The organism is Dermabacter hominis NBRC 106157 (assembly GCF_001570785.1).
Classification (GTDB): Bacteria; Actinomycetota; Actinomycetes; order Actinomycetales; family Dermabacteraceae; genus Dermabacter; species Dermabacter hominis.
In genome coordinates this window covers 131100-150079 of the sequence record NZ_BCSI01000002.1, presented here as the reverse complement: position 1 = coordinate 150079, position 18980 = coordinate 131100, and the positions used below count along the sequence as shown (strand labels likewise).

Below are 18980 nucleotides of genomic sequence, written 5' to 3'. Positions count from 1 at the left end.
CGGCGGAGCACGCAGCGGAGCGGATCCAAGCAAGTAACATCGCGTTAGCGGTCAATGCAGCAACGCTCGCGGTGCTCGTTGCCGCCACTATCGCCCCCTGATCGTCCTCGTCATCATTGCCCCCAAGGGGCAGGCTCGAAAGCACGCCACCTTTGCCTTTTCTATGCACATCATTCCTCGCGCTCTCAGCGTGGGATTGACCCCGTTCCTGATATTCGTCGTCGCCGAGTTCACTTGGGCATTCGTCCTCTTGCCGTTCTTGGCCCTACCCCTCGTGCTCCCCATCTATTCACTATTCCCACTCTCTAGCATCGCCTTCGCCGTCATGGCGGGCGTTCATGCTAGAGTCACACCGTCTCCCCTGAGCCCCGCGGCCCGATGCCACCGAGCCTGCCCAAAATGATATTTGAGTGAACGAGCTTGCGCGCCCGGTCACACCCCTGACACGCTTTTTGCAGTTGCATACATAACGCTTTTCCCGACACGCCTTCTTCCCTGCAAAAGGAACACGATGACGCAGCACTCTTCGGCCCCCAATGGTTACGGGTACCCCGGCCATTACCCCGGCCCCGCCCCGTATCCCACACCCACTGCAGCACCCACCGGAAAGGCCGCCCGAGTCCTCGGCTGGATCCTCATCGTTCTCGCCTCGATTTTCACCCTCGGCTGGCTCCTCTACACCCTCACCACTACGGCCGCCGGAGCACTTGATGCGTCGAACATGCTGCCCAAAGGGGGCGCTGACGAACTGCCCGCATACGTCATCCCGGGGATCATCGGTCTCCTCGCCGCGATGGGTACCGGCCCCCTCGCCTTCTGGCCCGCGCTCATCCTCCTGTTCGTTGGCCGCGGCCGCTCGCGCACGGCTGGAATCATCACCCTCATCGCCATGGTGATTGCGGCAGCCGGCTTCATCGCCTGCATGTCCATGGCCATCGGATTGGAGATCAAGCCCATGCTGATCGGGGCAGCATTGTTCCCCCTTCTCTTTGGCATCACCGCAATCTTCTGCGGCCGCATGGCCATCCGCCACTCCATCTGACCTCGATCCCATACCCACACAATCCACTGAGCCTAGATAGGACCCATTCCATGTCCATTCCCCCGCACGCAGCACAGGGCCCCCAAAACTTCGGCGCCCCCGCCCACCCCGGCCAGGGGTTCCCCACGGAAAATAAGCCTGCCAAGTTCGCGGGCCTCGCCACCGCCATCCTCGGCGGCATCATGACGCTCCTGTGGCTTCTCGGCCAGGCCATCGGCTACGGCGGCGCAGCCCTCGCGGGAGACAACCGCGACGCTTTCGAGGTCGCCATCATGATCACGGGACTTCTTGTCCTGCTGTTCATCGGCGTCTCTTTCCTCGCCTTCATCTCATCGGTGGTGCTCGCCATCGTGGGGCGCAAGAAGGCGCGCACGATGGGCATCATTGCCACGATCACCACGCTGCTGACTGGCGCCACGGGCCTCATCAACGTCGTGGTTCAAAGAGTCATAGCAGGAAACGGTGGGAGCGCAGTCTTCGCGATCCTCACCAGCATCGTCATTCTGATTCTGTGCATCGTGCTCACCGTTGCCGGAATGCGCGGGACCAAGGCGGCGAAGAACCAGATCGCCTAAGGGCGGGATTCCAGTTTGGAACATTCGCTGTCCCGCTCGCCATCGATCTTGTGCGATTCGCCGTCCTGTCGTTTGCGGGGGTCATCGTTTACTTCGCTGAACCCCGCTCTGACCCCACCGGCTCTGCTTTAGCGCGGTAACCGTCTGCCTCCCCCACCCGGCGCGCGTGCCGTAAGGTTGTGTGCGTCACCTTCAATGAGCCCAGGGAGGTAGCGTGACGGTGCCTGCACCCCCCTCACACCGACGCCCCGCTGCGCTATGGATGCTGTTCAGCGGTCTCGCACTGGCCATGATCCCCGTACTGCCGGTTATCATTCTTCTCCTGTTAAGCGGGTCCCCTTCACCATCGCCTCAGGGTCCAAATGATGTGGGCACCTACGCGAAGCAGTTCGACTCGCTCGTGGAGAGCCTGAAATCGCTCGCTGTCCTCATCGTCTGCTGGCTAGTCGGCACGAACCTTCTCGCTCTGTTCTCGTTCCCCTTTGCGTTCACCGCTCTCAAGCGGTGCACACGCAAGGTTTTCCGGACTAACATTCGCTCGCTCATCTACTTCGTGGTGGGCCCCGTCATCGCGTTTCTCAGTTTCGTCGTGCTCCTCGTCCTCTACCTCGTGATGATAAATGTGCTCGACGCGGCAACTTCAAACAACGAGAACGCACGGAACGTCGCTGTGCCTTTCGTGACCGCCGCCTTCGCCATCCCTCCGCTCCTCGACATCGCCAGGTTCGTGTATCTCTTCTTCGCGAGCATTCGTGTGTACCTCGTCAAACCCTCCGCGCTCGAGGAGGCGCCATGATCGCTCCGGTTCACGCGTCTACAGGCGACACTCATCGCGCTCCCGCTCGCGTGTGGGTTCTGATGACGTCTATCGCGGCCGCCCTTCTCGTTCTCGCGCCCGGCGTGGCACTCGCCCTCTTGGCGTTTCCCATCTTCATCGAGGACCCGCCGAACACGATGCCGGCCTTCCGAGGCGTGAACACCCTCACGTATACCGTTTTCCGCTCGGTCCTCGTGTGCGTCGTGGCGGCGCTGACGGCGAATGTGCTCGTCTTCGCGGCCACCCCCGCCATCGTTCGCGCCCTTAAACGCTGCCCCTCAAAGGGAGCCACCCGATTCGGGGCGATCGCGGCGCTCCTTTTTCTCGCAGGCGCACTCGTGAGCGCGGCAATCTGGGCCCTGGTCCTCGCCCCGGTGGTTGTCGCTTTTTCACCGGACCCTGAGTCCCTTCGCGACCAACTTCCCCGGTTCAACCTGCTGTTGATTTTCGTGCCATTCGTGATCGATTCGGTGCGATTCCTCGTGATGCCGCTCGCGGGTATCGCCGTCGCGGGAGCGCGGCAACGAAGCGCCGCGCCTCCCGTCGAGCCCACTATGGCTCCGGTACCTCGCTGAGGAAGAAGAACGTGGGCACGCGCGCTGCGTAGTCCGTGCCACCTGCCTCGGGGGAATCTTCGCGCCAGCGCACGATCTCCGCGTCCCCCTCACGAGCGTTCGCGTGTGCCGTTGCGAGGAACATGAGGCCAATGACGCTCGCGAGCCCCTGCGGTGCACCTTGTTCGCGAACGACCTGCCCGATACTCGCCTGACCTTTCGCGTGAACGACCTCGTTCACGGACGATGTGAGCCCCACGAGATCGATGTCATTCGTGCGCACCAGCTCGTCGAGCACCTCGACACTCAGCGTTGTCGCGTCGTGGACCTCAGCCTCCGGCGGGAGGCCGGGGTCCGTCGGGTCTTTGAGCACGTGCTGCGCCACTGACGAGAGCAGGACACGCGAAAGCCCGAGGTCGAGAGCCTCCGCCTTGCGGTGGCTCACCTCGTCCTTCTGTGCCAAGGCGAGGCCCTGCGCGCTCTGGAGCAGGTCCATGAGCACGCGGTGCTGGCGGAAGTCCTGGCTGCGCACAAAACGCGCAAGCGAGCGATACAGCTCGGTCTTGACGTCGAGGACCTCTTGCGCGGGCTCGTACAGGTCGCTGAAGACGTTCGCGAGGCGGTCGCGTTCGCGGCGCGTAAGAGTGCGCGTAAAGTCGCGCGAAAGGAGGCGATCCACGAGGTCCTGGGCTCGCTCGTTTTGTTTGGGGTCGTTGAGCATCCTGAAGAACGCCGTGAAGGTCTTGCCCACCTTGGATTGACCGAGGAGGTCATCGCCCGCGAGGAGCTGCTCGAGGATTTCGCCGCGCGAGCCTTCGGGCGAAAGGATCTGCTCACGAAGATGCAGGTCAACGGCACGAAGGTCCTCGCGGTACTGAAGGAAGTCTCCGCTCAGTTCGTCGGCGACCTGGAGGATATCGCGAAGGCGCTCCGCGGAATGCTCGGCCGGCGGGAGCATGAGTTCGCCCTCGCTCAGCGCCTGGATCTCCCTTTCGATCTGCGCGCGGCGAAGCTGGAGGCCGCGAAGGCGCACATCTCGATCGCCTTCGGTGTCCTCGGCAAGCCGCTCAAACTGCTGCATGACGAGCGTGAGGCGGGATTCCGTCGTCGTAGGGCGATGCTCTTCGAGGGACGAAATGAAGCCGATCGCCTCCACGGTGGACACCGACAATTCGAAGGTCGTTTCGACCGTCGTGGGATCGTCGCGCCTCGTGAGATAGCCTTCGCGCACCCACGAGTCGACGTACTCCGAAGCGCCGCGCTGAACATCCTCGTCGCCGCGCAGGAGGTCGAGGTGGCTCGCCACGCGGGCCACGAGCTCGGAGCGGTCGAGCCGACGGTCGCCCGCGGGGAAAACCGTCTGCAAAATCGCGAGGGTCGCGGGCGCCTTCGTGGCGGATAGAAGCCGCCACGTGGACATGCGGCGAAGCCGCTCGTAAGCCTCGGCGCGCTCGTTCGCGCTATGCCCGCCGAAGGTTTGAAGATCGCTCACACTCACGCCTCAACACTATCGAAGCCGGGTACGGCCTAGCGGTACTCGCCGTAGTAGGCGCCCGTGCGCTCCTCACGAAGCGCCTCAAAATCGCCGCTGAGAATAGCTGCGCGAATCTCCTCAACGAGACGCACAACAAAGCGCTCGTTGTGGATCGTGCACAGGGTCGAGGACAGCATCTCCTTCGCCTTGAACAGGTGGTGAATGTAGGCGGCCGTGTAGTGGGTGCACGTATAGCAATCGCAGTTGTCGTCGATCGGCGCGAATTGAGTGCGGTACTTCGCGCCCGTGAGGTTCACCCGCCCTCGAGCGGTGTACACGGCGCTGTTGCGCGCGACGCGCGAGGGAGAGACGCAGTCGAACGTGTCGGCGCCCGCGGCGATGCCCGCGAAGAGGTCGTCCATCTCCGACAGTCCAAGGAGGTGGCGGGGTTTCTCCTCGGGGAGTTCATCGGTGACCCAGCCGACGATCGTGGAGAGGTTCTCTTTCTCGAGTGCACCACCGATGCCGAAGCCGTCGAACTGCCATTCATCGACGGTCATTGCGCCGAGGTCGCGCGCGGCTTTGCGTCGAAGATCCTCGTACTGCGCACCCTGAATGACGCCCCACAGCATCTGGTAGGGCTTGCCCTCGCGCTCTTCGGTAAGCCGCTTGTGCTCGGCGATGCACCGCTCAGCCCAGAGCCTCGTGCGCTCAAGCGCCTTCTCCTGATAGCCGCGAGAGTTCATGAGGGTCGTGAGCTCATCAAATGCAAACATGATGTCCGCGCCGAGTGAATGCTGGATCTGCATCGAGAACTCGGGGGTGAACCGGTGTTCGGAGCCATCGATGAAGCTGCGGAAATTCACGCCATCGTCGTCCACGTGGGCGAGGCGCTCCTTGCCCTTCTTGGTTGCGTGGTCCGTGCCGTCGGGCGTGCTCGCGCGGTCACTGCCCGCGAAGGATTCGGAGAGCACCTTTTGAAAACCGGCACCGAGGCTCATGACCTGGAAGCCGCCCGAGTCGGTGTACGTGGGGCCATCCCAGTTCATGAATGCGCCGAACCCACCTGCCTCATCAATGAGGTCGTGGCCCGGTTGGAGATACAGGTGGTAGGCATTCGCGAGGATCGCCTGCGCGCCCAGCTGTGCCATTGACTCAGGAAGAACCGACTTAACGGTCGCCTTCGTGCCGACCGGGATAAACGCAGGGGTGTGAATGTCGCCATGCGGCGTGTGGATCACGCCCGCGCGGGCCTTCTCTCCGTGACGCGCGGCAATATCAAACCCCGCGCCTTCCTTTTCGCTCGTGCTCATTCCACTATTTTCCCACGACTCCGCGCCCGCAGTCGACGCGGCGAGAGGTGGCAACGCCGCCCGCACCCGGTAAAGTGCTGTACCGTTCCACAATCACTCCTCTGGAAGGGCACATGGCGAACGCACGCGGGCACCGTGCCCATTCACCAGGCGAAGACGCCCCCAGCTTCTCGCTCGAGGATTTCGTTCAAGACGCGCAAGAATCCGCGCTCGACGACGTCGACGACTTCTCGTGGGTGCAGGAAGCCGAAGAGCGCGAAAGCGAAGACATCGCCGCGTGGGGCGCCGCCGAAGACACCGGCGAACCGTTCGTGTGGTACCAGGAACCCCAGGTTGCCGAGCAAGCGTCGGACTCCCCCGCCCCTGACACTCGCCCCCAGACCACTCCCGCGAAAGCATCCAAGCCCTCGCACTTCCGCCCCGAAATCGAGGGCCTTCGCGCCGTCAGCGTGCTCATGATCGTGATCTACCACGTGTGGCTCGGGCGCGTCTCTGGTGGGGTCGACGTTTTTCTTTTCATCTCCGCGTTTCTCCTCGGTTCCTCGTTTGCGCGGCGTCTCGATGCACGCAAGCCTTTCGGGCCGGTGCGGTACTGGCTGCGGACCTTCACGAGGCTCATGCCGCCCGCAACCATCGCAATCCTCGGCACCCTCCTCGGCAGCTTCCTGATCCTGCCCGAATCCTCGTGGCAAACCGTGATCTCGCACGCGATTGCGTCCGCGACCTACGTCCAAAATGTTTGGTTGTCGATCACGAGCGTTGACTACTACGCGCTTGATGCCTCGGCCGCCTCGCCGCTGCAGCATTTCTGGTCGCTCTCGCTCCAGGGGCAGGTGTTCCTCACGTGGCCGCTCCTGTTCATCGCGGCGAAGTTTGCCGCGAGGAAGAGCGCGCATCCGCGCCGCGTAGCCTTCGGATTCTTCTCCGTGATCGCGGCCGCGTCATTCGTGTTCTCGATCTACTACACGGCAACGCACCAGTCGGCAGCCTATTTCTCCACGCCCGCGCGCGCGTGGGAGGTCGCGTGCGGAACACTGCTCGCGCTCGCCCTTCCCACCCTCGATCGTCTGCTCGGGTCCGCCCGTCCAGGTTCGCCCGAGGCACCCCGCCACCGCACGCTGCGCGCACTCGCCGGTTGGGCCGGCTTCGCCCTGCTCGTGTCGCTTGGGATCGTGCTCAACGTCCAGGGGCTCTTCCCCGGCTGGATCGCCCTGTGGCCGCTGACAGGCGCGGGCCTCATCATCGTCGCCGGCTATTCCGGAACCTCGTGGGGATTCGACCGCGTTCTCACGATGAAGCTCCCGCGGGCACTCGCGTCGAGTTCCTACAGCCTCTACCTCGTCCATTGGCCGATCCTCATCCTGTGGCTCGCCCACTCCGGGCAAAAACGCGCAGGAGCCCTCGACGGCCTCATCGTCATCCTCGGAAGCATGGCCCTCGCGTGGGTTCTCTCGACGATCGTCGATTCACGCTTCCGCAAACCCGCGTGGAAGACCGCCCCGTGGTGGCGCTCCCTCACGGTGATCGGTACGTGCCTCGCGCTCGTTCTTGGCGGTGCTCTCGGGCTGCGTGGCTACCTCGCGAGCCAGCAAACGTCGGCCCCCATCACCGCCGGTGCAACCGAGAACTCGAACGCCCTCACGGCGACCTTCAACCCGGATACCCTCAGCCCGAAGGGCTTCGAGCTGGACGGCCAGTGGCCGAACCTTCCACACCTGTGCGATGACCCCTCAGGAGTGCTCGTCGCCACGAAGGATATTCCGTGCGAAACCCTCCGGCCGCTCGGCTCCAAAGCCAGCGCGACCGTACTCGTCGTCGGCTCGTCTCACTCACGCCAGTTCATCCCCACAATCCTCGACGAAGCGAAGGCCAAGAACTGGCAGATCATCAACTTCACCAAGAACGCGTGCCCATTCCGCGAAGACTCCATGCTCGGCGAGGGCGAATACTGCAAGGGCTACTTCGACCAGGTTATGAAAGCCATCGATACCCACCACCCCGATCTCGTGCTCATGACGTCGACCACGTCAAAGCCGACCGGGACGGAGGAAGCCCTCCTGGCGGGGACACGCGAAGGGGTCCAGGCTGTCCTCGATAAAGGGGTCAATGTTCTCGCCGTCCGCGATGCGCCGCGCTGGCCCACGAGCCTCTACACGTGCGCCGAAGCCGTTATTGACGCCGGCGGCACCCCGGAGCTCGCCGATCAAGCATGCGGCGCCGACCTCAGCACCAAGCTCGCATCGACCGACCCGAGCGAGGTGCTCGACAACATGAGCGGCGCGGGCGGGGCCAGGGTTTTCCGTATGGATATCAGCGACCTTATTTGCCCCGACGGCCGCTGCGCTCCCATTCAAGGCAACGCCTACGTGTACATGGACGACAACCACCTCACTCGCGTCTTCACAAGCGGGATCGCGAAGGAGGTGGCAACCCGCCTCGAAAAGCTCGAGATTCCGCTCGGATAAAACACGGGAGGACAGGGGCCGACGGTAGCAGGCCATAGATTCTGCCCAAGCAACACACGTCACCCTCGAGCTGACGGATTAATGCTGCCTGTAGCATGTACGCTCGTGCGTGGGCTTTGCCCCGCAGTTCGTTAACATTCACTATCCGAGGCGGCTCATGACCTGGCAACCACTCCTCCTCCCCGCGATCGTCGCGTGCCTGTGGGTGACCATGCCAGGTTTTCTCGTGAACATCGCACTCGGATGCCGCCGTATCACCGCCTTGTTGCTGAGCCCGCTTTCATCCGTAGGACTCATTGTTGCCGCCGCAATTCTTGCGCCGTTCACCGGCATAGGCTGGGGCCCCCTTCCCGTTGCCATCGTCACCGTCGCGTGTGCCGCCGGCAGTGTTGGCCTGCGTTTTCTTCTACAAAAGGCGTTCGGTACGCCCGTGTGGAACCGTCATAGGGATCGGGCCTCTTGGCGCACCCGCATGTTGTCCCCGGCTGCTCTGGTGCTCATGACGATCGTGGGGTCGTTCGTACTCATGCTTCGCCATGTGCGGAACATTCTTGGTACTCCTTTCGCCTTTTCGCAGGCCTTCGACGCGACGTTCCACCTCAATGAGGTGCGGTGGATGATCGAGCATCGCAACGGTTCGAGTCTCGATACGCTCACGATGACTGCGGCTCCTTGGCACTCGAAGTTTTACCCCGCAGCTTGGCACGACATCGCCTCGCTCACCGGTCTTACCACCGGCGTCCACCACGTCTCCCTCCTCACGAACGCATCGATCATCGCCACCGTGTGCATTATTTGGCCCGTGTCGATGTTGGCCCTGGTGTACGTCCTCACTCCCGGGAATTTGCTGCGTTACACGCTCTTTCCCACCGGAGTTATTCTCGCTGCGCTTCCGGCCTTCCCCCTGACGTTCGTCGAACATGGTGTTCTATACCCGAACCTTCTGGGGTACTGCCTCCTGCCCTCCCTCTATGTTCCCTACCTCGCTCTCTTGAGGCAGGCCAAACGTCTCACTATGTCGCACGTCCAGATCTTCGTCATTGGAGCTCTGGGATCAGTCGGAACTGCGTTCGCCCACCCGACGGCAGCACTCATGATGCTTGCCGGCTCGGCCTTCATGACCTTCTACACCGGCGTTCGTTTTATTCTCAACCGACGCTCGATGCGCGAGATCATAACGCTTGCGGGTATCACCCTAATCTTGGGGGCGATCACCGTGACCGCATGGATGAAGATCCGCCCATCGGGTAAGTCGGCTGAGATTTGGGGTCCCGTCACCGACACTGTCGGAGCCATTGGCACGATTTTTATCCACACGCCGATCCACGGCATCCCTCAATACATCGTTCTTTTCCTTACCCTGGTGGCAGTCGTCGGTGCGCTCCGCACCCGCTTCTACCTCCCTCTTGGCCTGTGGATCTTCACGGCCTTCCTTTGGGTTGTTGCCTCTTCCTGGCCTATGGGTCCGGGGCGACGGGCCCTCGTTGGCGTGTGGTACTCGGATGTTCCGCGCCTCTACGCACAGATGGGGCTTTTCCTCATCCCCGCGGCGGCTATCGGTGTGGGGTATGCATGCAAATGGCTCGCGAGAACTTCGCGGGTCTTCGCTCGTACTCCCCTACGACGCACTGGTCTCGCGGCGATCGTTGCCGTCGTTCTCGTCGCTACATCGCAGGCAAACCCGATGATGGACTCGTTCATTGATCGAGTCGAAAAGACCTATGCCCTCGGGCCGCAAACTAACTCGGTGAACCGCCAAGAGCTCACTTTTATGACCGAGCTTCCGGAGTTCGTGGGCCCGGGCGACAAGATCTTCGCGAACCCGTGGCGAGGCGAGGCTCTTTCGTACGCGTTCTCCGGCGTCAATATTTCCACGCATCACTTGCTTTCGTACGAGTCCTCCTCCGACCTCTATCTCATCAAACACCTCAACGCGATCGATACCGACCCGGTTGTGTGCGAGGCTCTTAAAGTAGGCGGCTACACTCACGTCATGTACTTCTCCGGCCCCGAGGTGGACTTCGCCTATTCCGTCTATCCTGGTATGACGGACTTGGATAAGACACAAAAACTCGAGCTGGTTCATCAACGGGGCAATGCCTACCTCTATAAGGTCGCTGGCTGTGATGCTTAATGGCTCACCATCAATGCTCTCCCGCACACAACATTTTGGAGTCGAACATGACAGTTGACATTCTGTTCCCTTTCTACGGTGATGTCGCGCTGATGAAGCAGGCAGTCCGCTCGATCATTGGGCAGACCAACCCCGACTGGCGACTGGTTGTCGTTGACGATGGCTACCCTGATGACTCGATCCCCGGCTGGTTCGAGTCCCTCGACGATTCCCGCATTACGTACATGCGCAACGAGAAGAACCTCGGTGCAAACGGGAACTACACAAAGGCCTTGAGCTTCGTGGAAAATGACCTGGTGACGGTCATGGGTGCCGATGACGTGATGCTCCCGAACTATATTGACTGGCTCGTTGAAGCTGCGTCTGCGAACCCCGACGCCGAAATTTTCCAGCCCGGCTGCGTGGTGATCGATGAGCACAATGCTCTCTCGAACACTCTCGTGGAGCGAGTAAAAGACCATTACCGCCCGTCGACGGCTGTGGTGCTACGCGGCGAGGAGCTCGCCACATCAATTCTGCGTGGCAACTGGCTTTACTTCCCCTCGCTTGGGTGGAAGGCAAGTACGATCACCAAGATCGGCTTCCGTAAGGGCCTGAACGTTGTTCAGGATGCAGCTCTCGTGCTTGATGTCGCTATGCATAACGGTGGCCTGTTCTACGATCCGACGGTTGCTTTCATGTATCGCCGTCATGGCGGTTCGGATTCGTCGTGGCGCGCCCTCGAAGGTACCCGCTTCGACGAGGAGCGAGCGTTCTTTAACCAGATGGCCGATGAGATGACCGCGAAGGGCTGGCCTAAGGCTGCACGAGCAGCGCGAGTGCACTTTTCGTCGCGACTTCACGCTCTTAGGCTCTTGCCGAAGGCCGCTTTGGCTAAGAAGTGGCAGGGCGTCAAGAACCTCGCCACGCATGCCGTCAAGTAAGAGCGGCACTCCCACTGTCACGAAGCGTGATTCTGCCGCAATTCTGGTCGCGTCAGCGTGCGCAGCAGTATCCGCTCTCCTGGCCACATGGCTCGCGAACCGGTATCTCGAACCGGCCGAAGTCACCGAGTTCCTCCTGTTTTGGTCGGTGCAGTTTGGGATTTTTGGTGTCGTTGCCGGAATTCAGCAGGAAGTCACTCGTGCAGTGGGAGCCGCGCGCCTTTCACGATCAACCGATGGAGCTCCTGTCGTTTTGGGAGCGGCAACGGTCGGCGGTCTATGCGCGATCGCGACGATAGCTACTTCCCCGTTGTGGGGAAAGTCCACACTGCCAACAAACACCGCCGCATCGGTCGCGCTCTTGGCGCTAGGAGTCGCACTGTATGCGTTTCATGCTGCGTTTAGTGGGGCGGCTGCGGGTTCTCAGAAGTGGCTCCTTTTTTCTGTTTTCGGTGGCGGGGAAGCGCTTTGGCGCCTCGCCGCGCTCGCGGCTGTTTCCCTTCTCGCTGCTTCGCTGCTTGGGATGGAGGCTGCGGCGATCTCGCCAATTCTGTTGTGGATCGTGCTGGCAGCGGTGCATCCGGGCACGCGAAAGATCATTCGTGCGCGTGCTGATGTCCCTTATGGCAGGCTTATGCGAAATGTCTTCATCGCTATGGGGTCGTCCACGGCTTCGGCTGTCTTGATGACTGGGTTCCCGGTCATTCTCAACGCGAGCGAAGATGCACCTACGGGTTCGCATACGTTCCTCGTCATGGGGGCACTGATCCTGGCCGTGTCGATTTGCCGGTCTCCGATCATGATTCCGCTCCAGGCATTTCAGGGTGTCGCTATCGCGGCGTTTTTGCGCCAGCGCCACCGCCCGCTTGCGGCGTTCGCTCGTCCGGCTGGCGCGCTGCTTGGTGTTGGTGCTGCCGGGGCGCTTGCCGCGTTCTTTTTGGGCCCTTGGCTTTTCCTTCTGATCTATCCACCGAAAGCAGGGGCAGAAGCCGCTTATCTTTCGGTCGCCAACGGTCCTGTGCTCGCGGCGCTTACGTTCGGTTCTGCGATCATGGCCCTCTTGGTACTGTCTGGGACCGCTGTGCTCGCCCTCGATCTTCACCGGATCTATCTCGCTGGCTGGGTTATTGCTGCTCTCGTGACGACGGTCCTGCTTTTTGCGGTGCCGGTCGGCATTATCCCGAAGGTTCTTGTCGCCTTGTATTGCGGGCCTGCGGCAGGGTTTTTGACGCATCTGGCAGCGATGAAGAGGGCGTCCGGCAACGCCCAGAGCTTGGATCTAGCAGCGAGTTAGACCGAACGCATGTGTACGCCATAGCGGCGTTTGATATAGGCCCCGTAGAGAATTCTGTAGAGACGCGGCGAAACTTTGAGTAGTAGCGCTGCGGCACCGAACACTGGGCGCACTTTAAGGCAGGTCAGCGCTTCGCGAAACGAGATTCGCTGGCGGATTTCCTTGAGTGCGGTAGCGGAAGTGTCCGGCGCAGCTACGAGTACCTGTTGAGCATTGTTGAGGTAAGTCAGGACCTTCGAGACAGTCAGCGCATCGCGTAGCTGCGGAGCATCTACACGTGTGCGTGTAGCATCCGCCATGAGCGCGGTCAGACGGTCACTTTCGGCTACCGGGGTTACTCTCCCCCACGTGAGCCCTCCCGCATCAATCGAGTAGCGATAAAGCGGGTTTTCGATGACGCTTACTCGCCGCGCGTTCATAAGCGCTTGAAGCACAAAGAGCGCGTCCTCAGCGCGATGAATCTCTTCCGAAAACCGAAGCCCCTCAATAATGCGAGAGCTAAACAGCTTGTCCCACAAATACGGGGTGAAAGCATCATGCAGCAGCGCAATTAGAGCCTCTTGCCCCGAACCGCAACCAGGATTTCCACGCAGGCGAACGCGTTCCTCTCCATCAGCAGCGATGACTTTATGCGCGCAAACGGCAAGGTCGGAATTCGACTGCATGACCGCCGTATGAAGCATGTCGAGAAAATCAGGCTCGTAGGAGTCATCCGAGTCAAGAAAGGCAGTCCACTCACCCTTGGCCGCATCAAGAGCAGCATTCCGAGCAGCAGATACGCCGCGATTTTCGGGAAATACGATGACGTTGATACGCGCATCTGGATACTCCGCGAGGTGCTCTCTGATTGCACCTTCAGCACCGTCAGGCGATGCGTCAATAACAACTAAAAGCTCCCAGTCACTGTCCGTCTGGGCTTGCACAGACTCAATCGCACGCACCACCGTAGCCTCGGTGCCGTAAACTGGCATGATAATAGAGGTGCGCGGGGCTGGATTCTGCTGACTCTTTTGCACGACGGCGAGTCTACCGGAGAGCCGCATGCGTGACGCGATGTGCCTTGTGCACCCTCGGCCGTGCCGGTACGCCTACCATCTCCAAGGAGTTCAACCTTGACCGCCCACAACATTGAAGCCGCAACTGTTTTTGCCACCGACCTCGGAAAGTTCGTGACCCAGTCTCCGAGCTCGTTTCACGCTGTGGCGACCGTAAGCGAAACCCTGGTTGACGCGGGGTACACCGAACTTCGTGAAGGCGAGGATTGGGCCGGCATCGCTCGTGGTAACCGATACCTCGTGCGTCGCGACGGTTCGGTGATCGCTTTCGATATTCCCTCGGGCGCAACCGGGACGACGCCTCTGCGGATTTTTGGCGCCCACACCGATTCCCCGGCACTTAAACTCAAACCCAAAAGCTCGATCGCCGCGCACGGTTTCACTCAAGTTGGTGTCGAGGTGTACGGCGGGGCGCTGTTCAATTCATTCCTTGATCGCGACCTCAAACTGGCCGGCCGCGTCGTTCTCACGAACGGTGAAGAAGTCCTCGTCCACACGGGACCATACCTTCGAGTTCCGCAACTTGCCGTCCATCTAGATCGGGCGGTGAATCGCGAAGGGCTCAAGCTCGATCCTCAAAAACACCTTCAACCCATCACGGGGCTTGCGGAGGGCGCTGAGCACGACGTGCTGGCCGATCTCGCCGCCACTGCAGGCGTAAACCCACAGGACATCGCTGGATACGACATCGTGACTGTCGATGCCCAGGTGCCGCAACTCATCGGCGCTCGAGACGAGTTCCTCGCGAGCGCACGGCTCGACAATCTCCTTTCGACCTTCGCCGGCATGCGCGCAATGGCTGAGCATAAAAGCCGCGACGACGCGCCGATTGCGCTTTTCGTTGCCAACGATCACGAGGAGGTCGGCTCAGCGAGTCGATCCGGAGCTGCCGGCCCGTTCCTCGAGGACGTTCTTGCCCGGCTTTACTCCGCACTCGGCGCAAGTGATGAAGAACGGCGACGCGCATTTAACCGCTCGATCGTGGTCTCGTCAGACGTCGGCCACTCGATCCACCCGAATTACCCCGAACGTCACGACCCGGCCAACCAGCCCGTTTCTGGACGCGGCCCAATCCTGAAAATAAACGCCGACCAGCGTTACGCGACCGACGCTCACGGCGCCGCATTTTGGGCTCGTGCATGCGCCCATGCCGGCATCCAATACCAGGAATTTGTGTCGAACAATTCCATGCCGTGCGGCTCGACGATCGGCCCCATCACCGCGACGCGTCTCGGCATGACGACGGTCGATGTCGGTGTTCCGATCCTCTCAATGCACTCGTGCCGCGAACTCACAGCGGTCTCAGACCCGTATGATCTGTGCCTGGCCGCAAAGGCAGTCCTCTCCCCCGAGGTCCTCTTCACCCCGTGATCTCAAGCGGGCAGCCCCACTCCCTACCGAAACGTGTTCATGTCTAATACCGCAACGTCATCTCCCACGCATCGAGCTGACCTCCCGAAGGAACAGCGAGTCTTTCGAACCGACGTCCACGGGCTAAGAGGGCTCGCAGTCTTCCTCGTTGTGATCTACCACGTTTTCGTGGGGCGCGTTTCCGGCGGCGTCGACGTCTTCCTCTTCATCTCGGCCTACTTCCTCACCGGAACATTCGTGCGCCGTATGGAGACCGGAAAGCCCATCGCTGCCGTTGGGTATTGGGGCAGGACGTTTAAGCGGCTACTTCCACCAACGGTCGTCGTGACCTTCGCAGTCTTGGCGGCAACCTACATCTTCTTGCCGCCAAGTTCGTACGTACCGATGCTCAAGGATGCGTTCTTCACTCTCATTCAGGGTGAGAACTGGTGGCTGATCAACCAGGCAACCGACTATTACGCTGCCGACCGCACTGCCGCTAGCCCGTTCCAACACTTCTGGTCGCTCTCTATCCAGGGGCAGGTGTTCCTTGCCTGGCCGCTGCTGTTCGCTCTTTTGGCACTCGCCCTCAAGGCGTGGGAGAGGCGTTTCCCGCCAAAGAGCCAGCACCAGCACAACATTCGCGTGTGGGGCACAAGTGGCATCGCGATTGGCGCCGTCACTATCGCAAGCTTCATTTGGTCGGTAATTGAAACTTCCGCGGACCAGCAAACCGCCTACTTTGACACGTTCGCACGCTTCTGGGAATTCGGCCTCGGCGGGCTCGTGGCAATCGCTCTCCCCCTGATCGCCGAACGCACCGACACGCTTCACCCCAACAGCCCAAAGGGCCGACCGTGGCGGTTCGCCTTGTCGATGCTGGGCGTTCTCGCACTCGTCTCGATGGGAATGCTCGTGGACGTCGCCGGGAAGTTCCCCGGGTGGCTCGCGATCTGGCCACTCTCGGCAGCAGCATTCATCATGGTGATGGGCTACAACCCTATTCTTAGCTCGAAGCCCCTCCAGAAGCTTGGCGGCATTTCGTACGGGCTCTACCTCGCCCACTGGCCGCTGCTCGTGCTGACGCTACAAGTTCTCGAGATCCCCAAGGCGCCGTTCTGGCTAGGTGTGGTCCTCGTGATCGCGAGCCTCGCGCTCGCGTGGCTCATCACTAAGTTCGTCGACACCCCATTCCGTCGCTGGAAATGGGCAGGTGCCAAGACCCACCGTTCCGTTGCGGTTGCACTCGTGACTGTAGCTATTGGTCTGGCCCCCGTAGTCATCGCGCAAAGTGTTCTCGATGCAAAGGCAAAGAAGCTTGAACTTGCCGCCGAGATCAACAACCCCGGTGCAGAGGTACTCAGCGACGAAAATCTCTACGACCCTACAAACGACCCTAATGTCACGATTTTGCCAACCGAAGCGGACCTTCCCAATGACTGGTTTGATGCGGGACCGCCCTGTCAAAAAGAGGGGGCACCCGATACCAAAGAATGGAAGGGCGCCTCGTGCAACACTTCGCGTCAAGGTCGAATCACGGGCAACAGCATGCTCGTAGTCATGGGAAATTCGCGCATGGAGCAAACTTCCGCCGCAATTCTCCCCACCGCACACAAACACGGCTGGGACGTCATGGAACTTACCGCGCCTGGCTGCGCAGTTGGAATGAATAACCACGACCGGTGTGAGCCTTTCACGACGCAGGCAACGGCTTACCTGCTCGCACTTCACCCGTCGGCGGTTGCCCTTCAAACGACTTACGTTGATGAAAACGGCGATGAAGTCGTCAATCAGGGCGCTCTCGACATCGCGGCGAAATTGCGGGACGCGGGGATCGCGGTTATCGCCACGCGAGACATTCCGCGACTCAAGACCAATCTCTCGTCGTGCGCAATCGAGCACGCGGAAGCCCCGAGCGAAAACTGCGTTGAGGAGATCGATCCCTCGATAATCTCGGACCGACCTGACGGAGAAGCTATCGCAAACGGTGGGTTCTTCGCTCTCGACCTGAACCAGAGCATCTGCCCCGACGCACAGTGCAAACCGATCATCGGGAACACATACGTGTTCCTTGACGAGCGCCACGTGACCGCCACCTATGCAGCGACAATGGCCGGCATCGTGGATGACCAGCTGTCGAACGAAGGATTCGCCTGGTAGCTACGCCGCGTTTTCGATCGCATCGCGCGCCGCATCCGCGCGCCCGACTATCGACTCATCACCGGAGAGGTCCCGCACGCGGCGGGCATCCTTGGTGAGCTCGTCGACCTGGTAGAGGGCGCTGTCGAGCAGTCCCTCGGCGGCGCACAGGAGCGCCAGGTCGATGCGCGCATGGATCACCTCGGGGGTGTCGTCCCCGTCGACGAGGAGCGCGGGAAGCGACGCGAAGGCGCTCGCGCTTGAAGCGGGGGCCGTCTCGCTCAGGAGTGCGCGCAGGCGCTCGCTCGCACCCTCGCTCATCTCAACGCGATCGTCAAACATACTGGCCTCCCTGCGTCGTGGACTGAGCGGCCTGCCGCGCCTCGGCGGCTTGCGTCGCGTCCAGTTCGCGGCGCATGTTCTCCATCGTGGCGACGGTCATCGGCGGGCGTTCGAGACCGTCGGTCGTGGGCGCGGTGGGTTCCGACGGCGCCCCGGTCCCATCGACGCTCAGTGTTCCCGAAACGTCCACCCCGAAAATTGTATGGACGGCTTCGAGGAACTGATGAGCCTGGCCGGTCTTGGCGAGCTCTTGCGCGCGCACCATCGGGGAATGGAGGAACTTGTTGTAGACGCGCCCCAGCGAGCGCTGCACCTGTTCAGCTGCGGCTTCGCCGGCGGTTCGGCGCACCTCGTCCACTTCGAGAACGATCATCTCCTTGACGCTTCGACGCAGGGCACTCACGGCGGGGTCGACGGCGCGGATCTGCTGGCGTTCTTCGAATCGCACGACGCCGGTGTCGATCAGTTCGCGTGCGCGCGTGATCTCGCCGTGGCCGCTTTCACCGGCTCTGATCGATTCGAGCGGGATGACGCGCACGCCCGGGAGTGTTGCCGCTGTGGGCTCGATGTCGCTGTGAAGCGCGAGGTCCAACATCACGAGGTCTTCGCTCGTCGCCCGCTGTTCAAGGGCGCGGGCGAGCATGGGGGCGCCGATCGCGTGCGTGCCGCCGCCGGAGGCGGCAATGACGACGGTGGCCTTTGCGAGTGTCGCTTCGAGATCCTCGGGCGCTACCGGCAGCGCACCGTGCGAATCGGCAAACTGTTCTGCGCGGCCGCTGGGGGAAAACACGTGAAGGCTGCCGACTCCCCTGAGGTGGAGCTCGGCGCTTGCCACGCGGGCCATGGCACCGGTGCCGATCAGGAGAGCGTCGCGCCCCTCAAGCTCGGTCCGGAAGAGGTGCGCGGAGTCGAGGGCGACCGCGACGGAGCTTCGCCCGGCGGCTCCGACCTTGGTTTTCGAGGTGACTTGCTTTGCGGTGCGCAGCGCCCCCTGAAAAAGGTCGTTGAGGAGCGTGGTGGTGTGCCCGGCGGCGAGGGCGTTCGTGAAGCTTGCCCGCACTTGGCCGGTGATCTCGGCCTCACCGAGCACCTGAGAGTTCATGCCTGCGGCAACCTCGTACATGTGCCGAGCCGAGATGATGCCGGCATCGACAACGAGCATGCGAGCGACCTCCTTGCGCGGCAGGCCGCTCGTGTGGTGAACGGCGCGGGTGACGAGATCGATGGCGTCGTGGAAGAGGTCAACATCCGCGTAGATTTCAAGCCTGTTGCACGTCGCGAGGCACACCCAGCCGGTGAGGGGCTGTTCGGGGTGGCCCTCGTTAAGGGCGGCAAGCTGTTCATCGAGCTGCGCCGATCCGCGGGTGACGCGCTCGAGTCCATCGAGCCCGAGATTGTCGTGGGTCGCTCTCAGGGCAATCAGCATGCACCTAGCCTAAGTCAGCTGGGACGTCTTTCTCATCGACATCGGGCACAATAGAGGCGATGACCACGCTACTTTGC

The 18980-nt window shown here is 61.6% G+C and carries 15 protein-coding genes; 10 read left to right on the top strand and 5 right to left on the bottom strand.

Annotation, left to right across the window (positions count from 1 at the left end):
• Positions 1–511 precede the first annotated feature (511 nt).
• The 4 genes from DEHOM01_RS03395 (at position 512) to DEHOM01_RS03380 (ending at position 3009) form a co-directional block, all read left to right on the top strand.
• Positions 512–1042 (top strand): hypothetical protein, encoded by a 531-nt coding sequence (locus tag DEHOM01_RS03395; protein ID WP_061211509.1) that lies wholly within the window; start codon positions 512–514, stop codon positions 1040–1042.
• Positions 1043–1092: 50 nt separating this feature from the next.
• The gene (locus tag DEHOM01_RS03390) at positions 1093–1617 is read left to right on the top strand and encodes a hypothetical protein (RefSeq protein WP_061211508.1); all 525 of its coding nucleotides are present in this window, start codon (positions 1093–1095) and stop codon (positions 1615–1617) included.
• Between the two features lie 367 nt (positions 1618–1984).
• Entirely contained in the window at positions 1985–2413 is a 429-nt protein-coding gene (locus DEHOM01_RS03385) for a hypothetical protein (RefSeq protein WP_061211507.1), read from the top strand.
• The gene (locus DEHOM01_RS03380) at positions 2410–3009 is read left to right on the top strand and encodes a hypothetical protein (RefSeq protein WP_061211506.1); all 600 of its coding nucleotides are present in this window, start codon (positions 2410–2412) and stop codon (positions 3007–3009) included. Before DEHOM01_RS03385 ends, DEHOM01_RS03380 begins: the two co-directional genes overlap by 4 nt.
• Here DEHOM01_RS03380 and DEHOM01_RS03375 read toward each other — a convergent pair.
• Positions 2987–4480 (bottom strand): DUF3375 domain-containing protein, encoded by a 1494-nt coding sequence (locus DEHOM01_RS03375; RefSeq protein WP_061211505.1) that lies wholly within the window; start codon positions 4478–4480, stop codon positions 2987–2989. The genes DEHOM01_RS03380 and DEHOM01_RS03375 overlap by 23 nt on opposite strands.
• Before the next feature lie 35 nt (positions 4481–4515).
• Positions 4516–5775 carry a tRNA guanosine(34) transglycosylase Tgt gene (tgt, locus tag DEHOM01_RS03370; RefSeq protein WP_096882455.1) on the bottom strand — a complete coding sequence of 420 codons (1260 nt, stop codon included), beginning with the start codon at positions 5773–5775 and terminating at the stop codon, positions 4516–4518.
• A 113-nt stretch (positions 5776–5888) separates the two neighbouring features.
• Between tgt and DEHOM01_RS03365 the strand changes: the two genes are divergently transcribed.
• The 4 genes from DEHOM01_RS03365 (at position 5889) to DEHOM01_RS03350 (ending at position 12591) form a co-directional block, all read left to right on the top strand.
• Positions 5889–8240 carry an acyltransferase family protein gene (locus DEHOM01_RS03365; protein WP_061211504.1) on the top strand — a complete coding sequence of 784 codons (2352 nt, stop codon included), beginning with the start codon at positions 5889–5891 and terminating at the stop codon, positions 8238–8240.
• A 157-nt stretch (positions 8241–8397) separates the two neighbouring features.
• Positions 8398–10374, top strand: a complete 1977-nt coding sequence (locus DEHOM01_RS03360; RefSeq protein ID WP_156468295.1) for a DUF6541 family protein — start codon at positions 8398–8400, stop codon at positions 10372–10374.
• Between the two features lie 47 nt (positions 10375–10421).
• Positions 10422–11297, top strand: a complete 876-nt coding sequence (locus DEHOM01_RS03355; protein ID WP_061211502.1) for a glycosyltransferase family 2 protein — start codon at positions 10422–10424, stop codon at positions 11295–11297.
• Complete coding sequence (locus DEHOM01_RS03350) at positions 11284–12591, top strand: hypothetical protein (RefSeq protein WP_061211501.1); 1308 nt, start codon at positions 11284–11286, stop codon at positions 12589–12591. The genes DEHOM01_RS03355 and DEHOM01_RS03350 overlap by 14 nt, the downstream gene beginning before the upstream one ends.
• On the opposite strand, the gene DEHOM01_RS03345 is transcribed toward DEHOM01_RS03350, so the two are convergent.
• Complete coding sequence (locus DEHOM01_RS03345) at positions 12588–13607, bottom strand: glycosyltransferase family 2 protein (RefSeq protein ID WP_167346641.1); 1020 nt, start codon at positions 13605–13607, stop codon at positions 12588–12590. The genes DEHOM01_RS03350 and DEHOM01_RS03345 overlap by 4 nt on opposite strands.
• Positions 13608–13703: 96 nt before the next feature.
• Here DEHOM01_RS03345 and DEHOM01_RS03340 point away from each other — a divergent pair, with 96 nt between their 5' ends.
• Positions 13704–15017 carry a M18 family aminopeptidase gene (locus DEHOM01_RS03340; RefSeq protein ID WP_061211499.1) on the top strand — a complete coding sequence of 438 codons (1314 nt, stop codon included), beginning with the start codon at positions 13704–13706 and terminating at the stop codon, positions 15015–15017.
• Between the two features lie 39 nt (positions 15018–15056).
• Entirely contained in the window at positions 15057–17156 is a 2100-nt protein-coding gene (locus tag DEHOM01_RS03335) for an acyltransferase family protein (protein ID WP_082738681.1), read from the top strand.
• Here the strand turns inward: DEHOM01_RS03335 and DEHOM01_RS03330 are convergent, their stop codons facing one another.
• The gene (locus DEHOM01_RS03330) at positions 17157–17477 is read right to left on the bottom strand and encodes a hypothetical protein (protein WP_061211497.1); all 321 of its coding nucleotides are present in this window, start codon (positions 17475–17477) and stop codon (positions 17157–17159) included. It lies immediately after the preceding gene.
• Positions 17470–18903, bottom strand: coding sequence for a glutamyl-tRNA reductase (locus DEHOM01_RS03325; RefSeq protein WP_061211496.1), 1434 nt, complete (start codon positions 18901–18903; stop codon positions 17470–17472). Before DEHOM01_RS03325 ends, DEHOM01_RS03330 begins: the two co-directional genes overlap by 8 nt.
• Positions 18904–18980: the final 77 nt, after the last annotated feature.